The sequence below is a fragment of the Tabrizicola flagellatus genome (assembly GCF_046295235.1).
GTDB classification, from domain to species: domain Bacteria; phylum Pseudomonadota; class Alphaproteobacteria; order Rhodobacterales; family Rhodobacteraceae; genus Tabrizicola; species Tabrizicola flagellata_A.
Window position 1 is genome coordinate 39,316 of sequence record NZ_JBKBLV010000029.1, and the last position, 14,265, is coordinate 53,580.

Genomic DNA, 14,265 nt, shown 5'->3' on the forward strand with positions numbered 1-14,265 from the left:
GGCAGGGTGATCAGCGCGAGGACAAGAGTGCCTCAGCGACCGAGGTGGCGGTGACCAGATGCGTGACATAGCCGCCCCGGATCGCCGCCCGCGTCGCCTCGACCTTGTCGAGGCCCGGGGTGACGAGGATCCCCATGTCCAGCCCGACAAGCCGCGACAGCGGCACGCCGATCATCCGGTCCTCCATCGGGCCGGGAAGCTGGCGACCCTCGGCATCGATGAAGCGGCCACAGATGACGCCGACCGCGCCGTGGGCGACATACCAGTCCAGGTCCGCCGGCGTGGCCAGTCCGCTGAGGACGATGTGGCTGTCCGAAGTGGCGGTGCCGACCGAGAACAGCAGCTTGTTCACCGTCTCCAGCTGGTCGAGCTGTGCCTTCAGGATCGGCTCTTCGCGCAATTCGGCCGCGAGTTCCGCGCGGCTGAGGATCGCGGGCGCGTGCAGGTTCAGGCAGCGCGCGCCCAGGCGCTGGGCCAGGCGCGTCGAACAGGCCTCGGCGGTGAAGCCGTAGGGCGTGGCCATCGACCCCACCAGTTGCAGCACCGCCAGATCCTCGATCCGCGCGGGTTCGACCATCTCGGCCAGCTCATAGACCGTGCGCCCCCAGGCCACCCCCAGCCGATCGCCCGGCGCCACCAGATCGGGCAGCCAGTCCGCCGCGCCCCGGACGACGCGCAGGAAGCCGTCCTCGGTCGCCGTGCCTTCGTCAGGGATCACATAGGCGCCTTGCAGGCCGAAGCGGTCGTTCAGCGCCAGCGCCAGCCGGTGCGTGGTGAAGGCGGGCGCGGCAAGCTTGATGCGGATCAGGCCCTCCTCGCGCGCCTCTTGCAGGTAGTTCACCACCGTCGCGCGCGAAATTCCCAGCGCGGCGGCGATCTCCTGCTGGTTCTGGCCGTCCTGATAATACATCCAGGCGACCTGGATCACGGCATTCTCGCCGCTGACCTGCGCCAGATTGCGCCGCCTTGTCTGACCGCTCATCCGCATACCACCGAATTGACCTTTGACAAGGTTATCTGACAAAAGTAGAAAATCCAAGCGCCGGTTGCCCGACGCGCCCGAATGTGCCACCCCGCCCGTCCGGCCCAGCCATAGCAGGAGACGAAGATGCCCGCCAATCTCTGGACCGACGCCGAGGCTGAAGCCTTCCTTGCCGCCGCCGGCCCCGATCCCAGGGCACGCGATCTGGCGCTGCGGGTCTACAGCTCGCGCCTGATCGGCCGTGATCCGGATCTTGTGATGCACGGTGGCGGCAATACCTCGCTGAAATCCACGGCGCAGGATGTCTTCGGCGAAGAGGTCGAGGTGCTGCACATCAAGGGCTCGGGCTGGGATCTGGAGGTGATCGAGGCGCGCGGGCTGCCAGCGGTGCGGCTGGCCCCCCTGATGCGCCTGCGTAGTCTGCCCGCCCTTTCGGACGAGGCGATGGTCAATGTCCAGCGGCTGAACCTGATGGACCCATCCGCCCCCAACCCCTCGGTCGAGACGCTGCTGCATGCATGGATCCCGCACCGGGTGGTGGACCACACCCATGCCACGGCCTTCCTGGCGCTGGCCAACCTGCCCGAGGTGGCGGCGGTGACGCGCGAGCTTTTCGGCGACCGGCTGACACTGGTGCCCTATGTCATGCCGGGCTTTGCGCTGGCCAAGGCCGCGGCCCGGGCCTATGAACAGAACCCCGAGGCCGAGGGCCTGCTTCTGGTCAACCATGGCCATTTCGCCTGGGGGCCGGACGCGAAATCCAGCTACGACCGGATCGTGGCGCATACGAACCTCGTCGAAGCCTGGCTGGCCGACCGCCGCCCCGCACCGCTGGTGCCGGCCGCGGCCCTGCCCGTGGCAGAGGCCGCGCCGGTCCTGTCTGCCCTGCGCGGGGCGCTGGCCTCGGCCCTGCCCGAGACGGCGCATCTGCCCGTGCTCGACCTGCGCGCGGGCGAGGGCGAGCGGGCCTTCTGCGCCCGCCCGGACCTGGAGGATCTCGCCACTCGCGGGGTCGCCACGCCCGACCATGTGATCCGCACCAAGGGCGAGGTGCTGGTGCTGCGCCGCGCGGCGCAGGAGGCAGCGGCCATGCGCGCAGCCGTGGCCGCCTGGGCCGACCGCTATCGCGGCTATTTCGAGTCCCATGCGCCCCTGGCGTCGGAACCAAAGAAGATGCTGGCCCCCATGCCGGGGCTGGTCTGGCTGGAGGGCGCGGGCATCGTCGGGGTCGGGGCGACGGCGGCTGCCGCGCGAATCGCGGCTGATATCGGCTGTCAGTCGGCCCGCGTCCGGGCGGATGGCGAGGCGGCGGGCGGCTTCCGCCCGATCGGGGCGAAAGACCTCTTCGACATGGAATACTGGTCGCTGGAACAGGCGAAACTCGGCAACGGCAAGGCCCCGGCGCTGCAAGGGCGCGTCGTGCTGGTCACCGGCGGAGCGGGGGCCATCGGCCTGGCCACGGCCCGCGCCTTTGCCGCGCAGGGGGCAAGCCTGTTCCTGGTGGACCGACCGGGTGAGGCGCTGGACAAGGCCCTTGCTGCGCTCGGCCGCGATCACGCCGGCCACGGCTGCGACATTACCGCGCCCGGCGCGGCGGTGGCGGCAGTCGCGGCCTGTGCCGCGCGCTTCGGCGGGCTCGACATCCTGGTCTCGAACGCGGGCGCCGCGGTGACGGGCGACATCGCCACACTGGACGACCGGCTCCTGCGCGACAGTTTCGAGCTTAACTTCTTCGCCCATCTCGCTTTTTCGCAGGCCGTCATCGCAATCTTCCGGGCGCAGGCCGCCGGCCGGGCCGCGCGCGGGGCCGAGCCGGGCCAGATCCTGTTCAACGTCTCGAAACAGGCAGTCAATCCCGGCAAGGGCTTTGCCGCCTACGGCCTGCCCAAGGCCACGACCTTCTTCCTTCTGCGCCAGCTGGCGCTGGAGCTTGGGGCGGAAGGCATCCGGGTGAACGGGATCAACGCTGACCGCATCCGGTCGGGCCTGCTGTCGCCCGAGATGATTTCGGCCCGCTCTGCCGCACGGGGCGTGGATGAGGCGACCTACATGGCCGGCAACCTGTTGCGTGCCGAGGTCGAGGCCCGGCATGTCGCCGATGCGTTCGTGATGCTTGCCCGCGCCGAACGGACCACGGGGCATGTGATGACCGTCGACGGGGGCAACATGGAAGCCGCATTGCGCTGAAGACGGTCAAGCGGCTGCGATGGGGGTAGGGGCGACAGCGGCGGCAGCCTCCCGAATGACTTGAGACGGAGGCCAGAGGACGGAAGTGGGTGTGACCGACTGCGGGTTTCGCGGAAAGCCTTCGTCGCGGGCGGGAATGACGGAGCTGCACCATAATCCCCGGCTCCAGGCTCATTGATCCTCAAAGCCGGAACAAGATGCGTGCCTCGAGGGCCACGGCGGCGGGGAAGGCCGACGAAATCGGGGTGGGTGAGCGTACGAACCGCCCAGTTCCTGCCGGGTCCGCGAGTCAGCAAGATGTGGCGCATGTCGTCCTTCGTGGTCTCCGTGCGGTTCTTTCTGAACTACAAGCGGCTCCGTTGCACAAATCAGGTGACTGGCGGACTTCTGCTATCCGCCGGCTCTGTTGCACAAATCGCGTGTGGGATTCATCTTGTGAATCCAGCGTGGTAGCTGGGCTGTATGAGCAGACCGACACCCCCGAGCGACAAGACCGGGACCTGGCCCGCCTATAACAATGCGCTGAAGAGCCGTGGCTCGCTGACGATCTGGCTCGACCCCGCCATGACCTTGGACGCCGCGCCCACCGGCAAGCGCGGGCGGCAACCCGACTATAGCGACGCCGCAATCCAGACCTGCCTGACCATGAAGGTGCTGTTCGGCATGGCGCTGAGGCAGACGACCGGGTTCGTCGAAAGCCTCCTGCGCCTGATCGGTCTGGGCTGGGCCGTGCCCGACTTCAGCACGCTGTCGCGGCGCCAGAAGACCCTGAAGGTGAACATCCCCTGCCGAGGTTCGGAAGGCCCCTTGCACCTTCTGGTCGACATCGAGCCATGGGAACGCCACTGGTCCGAGTGACCATGGCGAGGGGGGTCAAGGTGGAAGGCGAAGGGGAGTGGAACGCCGGCAAGCACGGGGGCACCAAGCGCCCCTCGCCACGGTTTCTCGAACCGGTGACGAAACCGTGGCTCGACTGGCGCAAGATCCACATCGGGATCGACGAGATGGAGGAGGATCAGGAAACGGTCCAGTGGACCGTTTCCCCGAGACGGCTGGCAATCCGGGCGGCCGAGTTCACCACGAGCGATATCGGTGACGCCCCCATGCTGCCCGAACCGCTCGACCAGATCCCGCCCGAACAGCAGATCGCCTCCGTCACCGCCGATGGTGCCTTCGACACCCGCAAGTGCCACGACGCCATCGCCGCGCGCGGGGCTGCCGCGATCATACCACCCCGCAAGAACGCGAAGTCCTGGAAGCCCGACACCGCCGGGGCCATCGCATGAAACGAGATTCTCCGGACATCGAAGCGCCTCGGCCGGACCATCTGGCGACCATGGAGCGGCTATCGCCGCCGAAGCCGCGCCGAGACCAACCAAGATGCATTGCGTCAAGCGGCAGGGCCAGCGCCTGTCCGCCGTTCGCCATCGGGCTTGAACCGATGGCGCCTCGATGGCTCACCTTCGACCGTCAGGTCGCAGAGTTCCAGGTCCGCGTCGCCGTGCTCAACGGCTTCACAGCGCTCGGAGCACCCATCACAGAGGTCGCAGGATAGGTCTGTCCGGGGAAAGGGGGGCCGGCCGTCAGCCGATTTGTGCAACAGAGTCGTGCTGACTGATTCAGATCAAGGCACGGGAAGCTCGCTTATGCGCAGAAACGCGTGAATTGGAGTTCCCCCTATGATCCTGCCTGTTCTGTCCGCCTTGGCCGAACCGACCCGCCTTGAAGCAATGCGCCAGCTAGCGGACGGTTCGGAACACTGTGTCTGCGAATTGATGCGCAAGCTGGGAGCAACCCAAAGCCGGATGTCGCGGCACATGCAGGTGCTGAAGCAGGCAGGGCTGGTGCTGGACCGGCGCGATGCGCGATGGGTGCGCTACCGGATCAACCCGGAACTGCCGCCTTCCCTTGCGCGCCTGGTCGAAGCCGCGCTGGAGCGGCAGATCATGGTCACGGAGGCAGCCGCATGAACATTTTCGGCTGGCTGAACGACCAACTGCTGCGGATGACCTGGCTCAACGACCTAGTGGGTGCCGGCGTGGTGGCCAGTGGGTTTGACCCGACCTCGCGGCTTGGCGGGTCGGTGCAGTTCTTTGTTTATGACGTGATCAAGATCTTCATCCTGCTGTCGGTGCTGATTTTTGCCATCTCTTATGTCCAAAGCCATTTCCCGCCCGAACGCACGCGCGCCATGCTGGGCGGGCGGTCCGGTCTGGGTGCCAATACGCTGGCAGCCCTTCTGGGTACACTGACGCCCTTCTGTTCGTGCTCGTCGATCCCGCTCTTCATCGGCTTCACGGCGGCGGGCCTTCCGCTGGCGGTGACGTTCTCTTTCCTGATCTCCTCGCCTCTGGTGGATCTGGCCTCGGTGATCCTGCTGGCCTCGATCTTCAACTGGCCGATTGCCCTTGCCTATGTGGCGGTCGGGCTGGTGGTGGCCATCGTGGGCGGCACGATCATCGGACGCCTTGGGATGGAGGATCAGGTGGCGGAATTCGTCCGCACGGTCCCAGTATCGGGCGAAGCTGCGACCATGACCCGGAGTGAACGGCTGACCTATGCGCGCGATCAGGTGGTGGAAATCGTCCACCGCGTCTGGCCCTATGTGCTGATCGGCGTCGGGATTGGAGCGGCGATTCACAACTGGGTGCCCGCCGACGTGATCTCGGCCCTTCTCGGGCAGGACAAATGGTGGTCGGTCCCTGTGGCGGTGCTGGTGGGCATCCCCATGTATGCCGACATCTTCGGCACCCTGCCGATCGCCGAGGCGCTGGTCGCCAAGGGCGTGGGCCTTGGCACAGTGCTGGCTTTCATGATGGCGGTGACCGCCCTGTCGCTGCCCTCGCTCATAATGCTCAAGCGCGTGGTGAAGATGCCGCTCTTGGTCACCTTCACCGGCGTCGTGACCCTTGGCATCCTGTCCATAGGGCTGGTCTTCAACGCGATTTCCAACTGGTTCATCTGAGAAAGGACCGCATCATGATCATCAAGATACTCGGCTCGGGCTGCAAGAAATGCATCGCCTTGGGCGAAAACGCCAAGGCCGCTGCCGCAGCGGCGGGCAAGGCGGCCGAGATCGTCAAAGTCACCGACTTCGCCGAAATCGCCGCCTATGGGGTGATGTCGACGCCGGGGCTGGTAGTGGACGAAAAGGTCGTCTCGACCGGCAAGGTGCTGACGGCCGAAGAAATCGGAAAGCTGCTCTGATGGAATACCGCGTCCACGCCCGCCGGATCGACGCACATGGCAGCCTTGCCGTGGCGAAGGACGCAGAAATCACGCTCGATACCGATCTCGCCGGGCGGCGCGATGCGATGAACCCGGTGGAACTGCTGCTGTCCGCGCTGGCCGCCTGCATGCTGAAGGGCATCGAGCGTGTGACGCCGATGCTGCATTTCCAGCTCGGCGGGGCCGAGGTTCGGCTGGAGGCGGTGCGCCAGGATGCGCCGCCGAAGCTGACGCTGATCCGCTACGAGATCCTCGTGGACAGCGCCGAGACGGACCAACGCCTTGATTTGCTGCACCGCAACGTCCTGAAATATGGCACGATCTCGAACACGCTGTCGGCGGCAGTGCCCCTGGACGGCGCCCTGCGCCGCGCCTCAGGTCGCGGCTGACAGGTTCACCCGCTTCATCAGGGCTTCGGCGTTTTCCTTGCGCTCGGAATAGCGGTCGACGAGATATTCAGCCCGGTCGCGCGTCAGCAACGTGAACTTCATCAGTTCTTCCATCACGTCCACGATCCGGTCGCAAAGCAGCGAGAGGCGCATCCGCCCAGATTCGTCGAACTCCTGAAACCCCTTCGGGATCGAGGACTGGTTCGGGATCGTCAGCATCCGCATCCAGCGGCCGAGGACGCGCATCTGGTTGACCGCATTGAAGCTTTGCGATCCGCCCGACGCCTGCATGACCGCCAGCGTCTTGCCCTGGGTTGGCCGAACTGCCCCCTCGGACAGCGGAATCCAGTCGGTCTGTGTCTTCATCACGCCGGTCATCGCCCCGTGACGCTCCGGTAAGCACCAGACCAGCCCCTCGCACCAGGCCGTCAGGTCGCGCAGTTCGCGGACCTTCGGGTGGCTGGCGTCCACTCCGTCATCGACCAGCGGCAGGCCGGAGGGGTGGAAAAACCGCACCTCGGCCCCGAGCCGGGTCAGGATGCGGCCGCCTCCTCGGCCGCCAACCGAGAGTAGCTGCGGGCGCGGAGCGAGCCGTGGAGGATCAGGGTCGCGGTGGGTGGGCGGCAAGCGGAGGCGAAAGCAGCCGTTCGCGGTCGATACCTGAGAACAGCGCGTCGTCGATGTCGGGCGCATCGGTCATGCTGGAAACTTGTCCCGCGTTCGGTTGGCAAAGGTGACCAGCGAGAGCATCACCGGCACCTCGACCAGCACCCCGACCACCGTGGCGAGCGCGGCGCCCGAGTTCAGACCAAAGAGGCCGACGGCCACTGCCACCGCGAGTTCGAAGAAGTTCGACGTTCCGATCAGGGCACAGGGCGCCGCCACCTTGTGCGGCAGATTCCATGCGAAGGCCCAGGCATAGCCGAGCGCGAAGATGCCGTAGGACTGGATGATGATCGGCACGGCAATGAGCGCGATCAGCAGCGGCTGGGCGATGATCACCTGCCCCTGAAAGCCGAAGAGCAGCACCACGGTCAGCAGCAGGCCAAGAACCGAGGCCGGTTTGATCCGCGCCGTGAAGTCCGACAAGGCGGCTTCCCCGCCTCGCGCCATCAAGGCCCGCCGCGTCAGCGCCCCAGCGATCAGGGGAATGACGATGTAGAGGACGACCGACAGGATCAGCGTCTCCCAGGGCACCTTGATGTCGGTGACCCCCAGCAGGAAGGCGACGATCGGCGCAAAGGCAACGACCATGATCAGGTCGTTCACACTGACTTGCACCAGAGTGTAGTTCGGATCGCCCCTCGTCAGTTGCGACCAGACAAACACCATTGCGGTGCAGGGCGCGGCGCCCAGCAGGATGAGCCCCGCGATGTATTCCGGCGCCTTGGCCGGATCTATAAGCCCGGCGAAGACGTGATTGAAGAACAGAACCCCAAGCGCCGCCATGGTGAAGGGCTTGATCAGCCAGTTTATGACCAGTGTGATGACCAGCCCCTTCGGCCGCCGCCCTACGTCCTTCAGCGAACCGAAATCGATCGCAATCATCATCGGATAGACCATCGCCCAGATCAGCACGGCCACGACCAGGTTGACCGAGGCATACTCCAGCCCCGCGAGCACGGCGAACAGGCCGGGTATGAGGTTCCCAAGAACAAGCCCGATAAGGATGCAAAGGGCGACCCAGAGGGTCAGCCAACGTTCGAACAGGCTCATGCAGGTTCTTTCTTCCCGGGGATGCAGCAGGCACCGCCAGGTGGAGGGGTGAGTCCCATGATCAAATCCGCAAGCGGGGCCAATGCCGCCGGGTTCAGCGCATAACAAACCCGGGGTCCGTCAATCTCGCCCATGATCACGCCCGCTGACTTGAGGATGCGGAGGTGTTCCGAAACCGTTGATTGCGCCAGACCGACGGCGCCCACGATGTCGCCCCCTATGCAGCCGGGAGTGGCCTGAAGCAATCGGAGGATCCGGATGCGCGCCGGATGTGCGAGGGCCTTTGCCAAGGCGGCCGTCGTCGTCTCGTCAGTTGCCATCTGCGCGCTTCCCAAGTCGACAGGATTCCGTATATCGTCGATTTACGATTTCATCCGCCATCGGACAAGCAAGTTTGTGGCGCTTGAGATCGTAAGCAGCGCGAGGGAGACGCGCTCCGGGAGAAAGAGGATGAAAAGCACGCGTCGTACTGTGTTGGGAGGGGTGGTGGCGTTGGCCGCGCCCTTCATTGCGACACGAAGCTGGGCGCAGGGCCCGGCACCTTTCAGATTTGCTCTGACGCCAGTCTTCCTTGACAACGACGCGGCGGTCATCTCCGCTCTGCACGCCGCTTTGGCTGAAGGCATCGGTCAAGACATCGAACTCGTCCAGCGACGCACCTACCAGGAGATCTCGGGAGCGCTTCTCGACGGCTCCGTAGATGCCGCCTGGACATGTGGCTATCCCTATCTTCAGCACAAGGCAGAACTTTCGCTCCTCGGCGTTCCGGTCTGGCAAGGTCGACCGCTGTATCAGTCCTATCTCATCGTTGCTGCGGATGATCCCGCAACCGCGCTGTCCGACCTGCGCGGCGGAACTCACGCGTTCTCAGACCCCGACAGCAATTCCGGTTTCCTCGTCACAGCCTCGGACCTCGCCCGGGATGGCCAAACCCCGGACCAATTCTTCTCGCGGGTCATCTTCACCTATGGTCACAGGAACGTGGTCCGTTCGGTGGCAGGTGGCCTGACCCGATCCGGCAGCGTCGATGGCTATGTCTGGGAAGCACTCAGTTCCGCTGAACCGGATCTGACAGCACGGACAAAAGTCATAGTGCGCTCAGAGTGGTTGGGCTTCCCCCCGATGGTTGCCCGGGCAGATCGGATGGACGAGCCATCAGTGATCGCTTGCCATGCCGCGCTTCTGGGTCTTTCGGCGACAGCGCAGGGGAAAGAAGCCCTCAAGCTCCTCAGCCTTGATCGGATCGAGCCGGGCGAGGATGCCCTCTTCAACGGCATCGCCGCACGGATGGCTGTCCTGTCGGGCGGATGAGACCTGTGCCGCGCTTCCGCGACCTGCCCGTGACTTTGCGTGTGCCGCTGGTGATGGCGGGCCTGATGATCCTGCTCGGATTTCTGGCAAGCCAAAGCGTCCTGTCCGCCTTGGGCAGGGTGCAGGACGCCCGCCTGTCCGAAACCGCAAGACTGCATGTCGAAGGCTTGTCCGTCGCCCTCGGCCCCTCCGTGCTCCGGCAGGATGTCTGGGAAGTCTACGACATTCTGGACAGAGCACGTTCGGCCTATGATGGGCAACGATTGCTCCTGTCGATCGTGGCCGATGAGCGGGGGCGCATCCTCGCGGCCACTGACCCGCGACGTGCGCCGGTGGGCGAAGCTGTTGCCGGCTTCGACATAGGCGCTTTCCCACCTGATGCCGTTCGAATGACCGGTGATCCCGTGCTTCGGGTTGCGGCACCGCTGCTTTTTCAGGGCCGTCAGATCGGTCGGATCGTGACCGAATTGGATGTGACTGATCTTCTGGCCGAACGCCGCAATGTTTCGATCTGGCTGTTGTTCGGAAATGCGGCGGCGACGGCGCTTCTGGCCTTCGGGGGCTGGCTGGCCGTTGCGCGAATCCTTCGCCCCGTCGGCACCTTGGTGTCGGCCATGGACGACTCCAAAGGTGCGCCGAGGCCCATTCCTGACCTAGATATTCCGCGTGGCGACCCAGGGTTGTCACGGCTGATTTCAACCTACAATCGCATGACCACGGCTGTCGAAAGCCGCGCCGAGGCCGAGCGTCGGCTTGCAGAGCGCGAGCGATTTGTCAGCCTTGGACGGCTGTCCTCGTCGCTCGCGCATGAGGTGAACAACCCTCTTGGTGGTCTGCTCAACGCCGCCGACACCATTCTATCTTATTCGGACCGACCCGAGGTCGTGCGTCAATCCGCCGAACTCATGCAGCGCGGACTCTCGCATCTGCGGGATGTGACCCGGGCCATTCTGGATGAAAACCGCCTCGACCGCGTCGGCCAGGCTTTGCGCTCCGAAGACTTTGAAGACCTCAAGCTGCTGTTCGAACCTGAGGTTGCCAGCCGCGCACAAACGCTGCATTGGACTGTCGACGCCGGATCGGCAACCTTGGCACAGCTGCCTGCCGCTCCCGTCCGACAAATCGTCCTGAATCTCCTGCTCAATGCAGGCGCTGCAGCCGGTCACGAAGGCCAGGTCGGTCTGGATGTCAAAGCAGGCGAGGGACGACTTGTCGTTGACATCACGGACACTGGCCCCGGTTTGGGTCAGGCTGATCTTGGCAGGCTCTTGGCATCGGGTCCGCTTCCTCCGGGCGGAGGGGTCGGCCTGCGCCTCGTGCACGATCTGGTGTCGAAGCTCGAAGGCGAGATCCGTCATGAGCGGGTTGAGGACAGAACACTGGTCCGCGTCACTTTGCCCCTGAAGGGCGCTGGCAATGCTTGAAGGCAGGCGCATCGTTCTGGTCGAGGACGACGAGATCATGGGGGCCTCGTTGGTCCAGCGACTAACTCTGGAAGGTGCCGAGGTGCAGTGGCATCGCCAGATTTCTCGCGCTCTGCCCGCGATCCGCACGCCGCGCAAAAGCCTTGATGCGGTCATCTGTGACATTCGCCTGCCCGATGGAACGGGAGAGGAACTTTACGACACCCTGACCCGCACCTCGCATCCACCGCCCTTCCTGTTCATCACGGGACAGGGCGGGATCGACCAGGCCGTGCGGCTGATCCGGTCGGGGGCTGCGGATTACATCGCCAAGCCCTTCGACATCGCGGCGTTCCTCACCCGGCTGGCAACCATCATGCGACCGCGCGCGGATCAGGAGATGCCGCCCGAAACCGGGATCACCGCTGCGGCCCGCACCGTGGACCGCCAGGTGGCCGAGGCGGCGGCCCGCGACACGCCGTTGCTGATCCGCGGGGCGCAGGGGCTGGGCAAGCTGCGGCTGGCACGGCGCGTCCATGACTTGTCAGAACGCCGCGCCGCGCCGATCGTGGTCTGCAACGCAGTGCGCGATCGGGTGGGCGCAACCGAGTTGCAGTCGGCTTTGGCCGAGGTCGGCGAAGGCACCCTGGTGGTGGTCGGGATCGGCGATCTGGACCCGGCCGCGCAGGACAGCCTGATGGCGGCCCTCAGCGCCCCACCGTTCAGGTTGATCGCCACACTCGGGCTGCAAGGCGACGACGTGGCGCAGGGCCTGCGGGCTGACCTTCTGTCCCTGTTGCAGTCGCACGAAATCGTCGTCCCTCCCCTGGCGGATCGGCCCGACGACGCGGTCTGGCTGGCGGCACAACTGTTCCCTGGTCTGAACGCCCGCAGGAAGGTCCCGCTGATCGGGATCGCGGCCGTGGCGGAAGAGGCGATCCGGGCGCACGGTTGGCCTGGAAACGGCCGCGAGTTGCGCGCCCGGCTGATGCGGGCGGTCGAGGCGGCGGAAAGCGGAATGGTGATGACGGCCGACCTCTTCCCGGAGCGTGCGGCAGAGGAAGCGATGCGCCCTCTCTCCGAGGTGCGCGATGCCGCCGAGAAGGCGCAGATCCTGGCAGCACTTGACCGGACGCAGGGGCAGGTCGGTGAGGCGGCGCGGCTTCTGCGGGTGTCGCGGACGACGCTGTGGGAAAAGATGCAGAAGCTCGGCCTCTGAAGGCCCGGCGATGTTCGGAAATCCGAACGCCCAAAAATAGTGCAGCTTAAGAAGCACTTGCCGCACCGCAGCAGTCACATCATCGACGCCCGGCGGAGGCCGCGCCTGCGCTAGCCTTGGACCAAAGGGAGCCAAGGGAGGTTACGCACCATGAAATGCAACCGGTTGGTCGATGTCGGCCGCCGCCAGTTCCTGCGCGGGGGTGTTCTCGGCGCGGCAGGGGCTGCGGCGGCAACGGTCCTGCCCGCGGGGCAGGCCCAGGCGCAGACGGCGCGGGCGCTGCTGGACTATCCGTCCAGCAAGCTAGCGAATGTCGCCGATCTCAAGGTGAACGAGCCGATGGACATCGGCTATCCCGACGCCGACAGCCCCGGCATCCTGCTGAAACTGGGCACCGCGGTCGAAGGCGGTGCCGGACCGGATGGCGACATAGTCGCCTTTTCGGTCCTGTGCCCGCACAAGGGCTTTGTGATGTCCTACCACGGCGCCGACAAGACGCTGAACTGCCCCGGGCACTTCAGCCGCTTCGACTGCGAGAAGGGCGGCCAGCAGGTCTGGGGCCATGCCACGCAGAACCTGCCGCAGTTCACGCTGCGGGTGGACGACAAGGGCGACATCTATGCCGAAGGCGCGGACGAGCTGATCTACGGCCGTCTGTCCAACGTGCTGCAAGGGTAAGGGGGCGATCATGGCTTACAAACGCAACATCGACCGCCTGCCGATCATTCCCGCGGGCGCCAAGGAACACAACGTCACCTGCCACTACTGCATCGTCGGCTGCGGCTACAAGGCCTATACCTGGCCCCTGAAGACCCAGGGCACCACCGACAGCAACTGGATCGGCGAGGATCTGTCCAAGCAGCAGGGCGCGGAAACCGCCGCTTGGTATGCCCCGTCCATGTACAACGTGGTCAAGCAGGACGGGCGCGACGTGCATCTGGTCATCAAGCCGGATGTGGACTGCGAGGTGAACTCCGGCCTCGGCTCGATCCGCGGCGCGCGGATGGCCGAAAACCGCCGTTCGGACATCACCGGCACGCAGCAGCAGCGCCTGACCGACCCGCTGGTCTGGCGCTACGGCACCTGGCAGCCGACCAGCTGGGACGATGCGCTGGACCTTGTCGCCCGCGTCACCGCCCGGGTGATCGACAAGGACAACGAGGACGACCTCTATGTCTCGATGTTCGACCACGGCGGCAGCGCAGGCGGGTATGAGAACACCTGGGGCACCGGCAAGCTCTACTTCGGGTCGATGAAGGTCAAGCATTGCCGCATCCACAACCGGCCGGCCTACATGTCCGAGGTCCATTCCAGCCGCGACATGGGCGTGGACGAGCTGAACTACAACTATGCCGACTACGAGGTGACGGACACCATCTTCCTGGTCGGCACCAACCCGATGGAATGCCAGACCAACCTGTTCCTCAACCACATGGTCAAGGGGATGCAGGCCGGGGCGAAGGTCGTGATCTCGGACCCGCGCCGCACCGTCACGGTGGACAGCTGTGAACAGGTGGCGGGTGCCGAAAACGTGCTGCACCTGGCGATCCAGCCGGGGTCGGACGTGGCGCTGCACAACACGCTTTTCACCTACATCGCCGACCAGGGCTGGGTGGATGCCGATTTCATCGCCAAGTCCACCTTCCAGGGCGACGTGGCGGTGCCCGCCGACAGCGCCCATCCGGCCGCGCTGGGGTCTTATGAGGCCGCGCGTGCCGCCTGCAAGATGAGCCTCGCCGACGGTGCGGCCGCCACGGGCCTGACCGAGGCGCAGATCATCCAGGCCGCCGAATGGATCGCCAAGCCCAAGGAGGACGGCAGCCGCCGCAA

At 65.5% G+C, this 14,265-nt stretch carries 13 protein-coding genes and 2 pseudogenes; 11 read left to right on the forward strand and 4 right to left on the reverse strand.

Going from position 1 to position 14,265, the window contains the following annotated elements; genetic code table 11:
- Positions 1 to 10 precede the first annotated feature (10 nt).
- Positions 11 to 982 (reverse strand): sugar-binding transcriptional regulator, encoded by a 972-nt coding sequence (locus ACK4IU_RS13350; protein WP_409735991.1) that lies wholly within the window; start codon positions 980 to 982, stop codon positions 11 to 13.
- 126 nt (positions 983 to 1,108) lie between these two features.
- On the opposite strand from ACK4IU_RS13350, the gene ACK4IU_RS13355 reads away from it, so the two are divergent.
- The 6 genes and pseudogenes from ACK4IU_RS13355 (at position 1,109) to ACK4IU_RS13380 (ending at position 6,786) form a co-directional block, all read left to right on the forward strand.
- A complete protein-coding gene (locus ACK4IU_RS13355; protein WP_409735993.1) occupies positions 1,109 to 3,169 on the forward strand; it encodes a bifunctional aldolase/short-chain dehydrogenase in 2,061 nt (686 codons plus the stop codon).
- 462 nt (positions 3,170 to 3,631) lie between these two features.
- Positions 3,632 to 4,724, forward strand: a pseudogene (locus ACK4IU_RS13360) (IS5 family transposase).
- Between the two features lie 175 nt (positions 4,725 to 4,899).
- Positions 4,900 to 5,139, forward strand: coding sequence for an ArsR/SmtB family transcription factor (locus ACK4IU_RS13365; protein WP_409736022.1), 240 nt, complete (start codon positions 4,900 to 4,902; stop codon positions 5,137 to 5,139).
- Entirely contained in the window at positions 5,136 to 6,134 is a 999-nt protein-coding gene (locus ACK4IU_RS13370; RefSeq protein WP_409735995.1) for a permease, read from the forward strand. Before ACK4IU_RS13365 ends, ACK4IU_RS13370 begins: the two co-directional genes overlap by 4 nt.
- 14 nt (positions 6,135 to 6,148) lie before the next feature.
- Entirely contained in the window at positions 6,149 to 6,376 is a 228-nt protein-coding gene (locus ACK4IU_RS13375; RefSeq protein ID WP_409735997.1) for a thioredoxin family protein, read from the forward strand.
- Positions 6,376 to 6,786: an OsmC family protein gene (locus ACK4IU_RS13380; protein WP_409736000.1), complete on the forward strand. Its 411-nt coding sequence runs from the start codon at positions 6,376 to 6,378 to the stop codon at positions 6,784 to 6,786. Before ACK4IU_RS13375 ends, ACK4IU_RS13380 begins: the two co-directional genes overlap by 1 nt.
- Here ACK4IU_RS13380 and arsH read toward each other — a convergent pair.
- The 3 genes and pseudogenes from arsH to ACK4IU_RS13395 all read right to left on the reverse strand — a co-directional run bounded on the left by arsH (position 6,772) and on the right by ACK4IU_RS13395 (position 8,822).
- A pseudogene (arsH, locus tag ACK4IU_RS13385) lies at positions 6,772 to 7,486 on the reverse strand (arsenical resistance protein ArsH). The gene ACK4IU_RS13380 and the pseudogene arsH sit on opposite strands and share 15 nt — an antisense overlap.
- On the reverse strand, positions 7,483 to 8,502 hold the full coding sequence (gene arsB / locus ACK4IU_RS13390) for an ACR3 family arsenite efflux transporter (RefSeq protein ID WP_409736003.1): 1,020 nt from the start codon (positions 8,500 to 8,502) through the stop codon (positions 7,483 to 7,485). Before arsB ends, arsH begins: the two are co-directional and overlap by 4 nt.
- Complete coding sequence (locus tag ACK4IU_RS13395) at positions 8,499 to 8,822, reverse strand: ArsR/SmtB family transcription factor (protein WP_409736006.1); 324 nt, start codon at positions 8,820 to 8,822, stop codon at positions 8,499 to 8,501. Before ACK4IU_RS13395 ends, arsB begins: the two co-directional genes overlap by 4 nt.
- 130 nt (positions 8,823 to 8,952) lie before the next feature.
- Between ACK4IU_RS13395 and ACK4IU_RS13400 the strand changes: the two genes are divergently transcribed.
- The 5 genes from ACK4IU_RS13400 to ACK4IU_RS13420 form a co-directional block, all read left to right on the forward strand.
- On the forward strand, positions 8,953 to 9,813 hold the full coding sequence (locus ACK4IU_RS13400) for a PhnD/SsuA/transferrin family substrate-binding protein (protein WP_409736008.1): 861 nt from the start codon (positions 8,953 to 8,955) through the stop codon (positions 9,811 to 9,813).
- A 5-nt stretch (positions 9,814 to 9,818) separates the two neighbouring features.
- Complete coding sequence (locus ACK4IU_RS13405; protein WP_409736010.1) at positions 9,819 to 11,237, forward strand: sensor histidine kinase; 1,419 nt, start codon at positions 9,819 to 9,821, stop codon at positions 11,235 to 11,237.
- Positions 11,230 to 12,435, forward strand: coding sequence for a sigma-54-dependent transcriptional regulator (locus ACK4IU_RS13410; RefSeq protein WP_409736013.1), 1,206 nt, complete (start codon positions 11,230 to 11,232; stop codon positions 12,433 to 12,435). Before ACK4IU_RS13405 ends, ACK4IU_RS13410 begins: the two co-directional genes overlap by 8 nt.
- Positions 12,436 to 12,585: 150 nt before the next feature.
- On the forward strand, positions 12,586 to 13,113 hold the full coding sequence (locus ACK4IU_RS13415) for an arsenate reductase (azurin) small subunit (RefSeq protein WP_409736016.1): 528 nt from the start codon (positions 12,586 to 12,588) through the stop codon (positions 13,111 to 13,113).
- Positions 13,114 to 13,123: 10 nt separating this feature from the next.
- Positions 13,124 to 14,265, forward strand: a 1,142-nt coding sequence (locus tag ACK4IU_RS13420; RefSeq protein WP_409736019.1) for an arsenate reductase (azurin) large subunit, incomplete at its 3' end; no start/stop codon positions are given.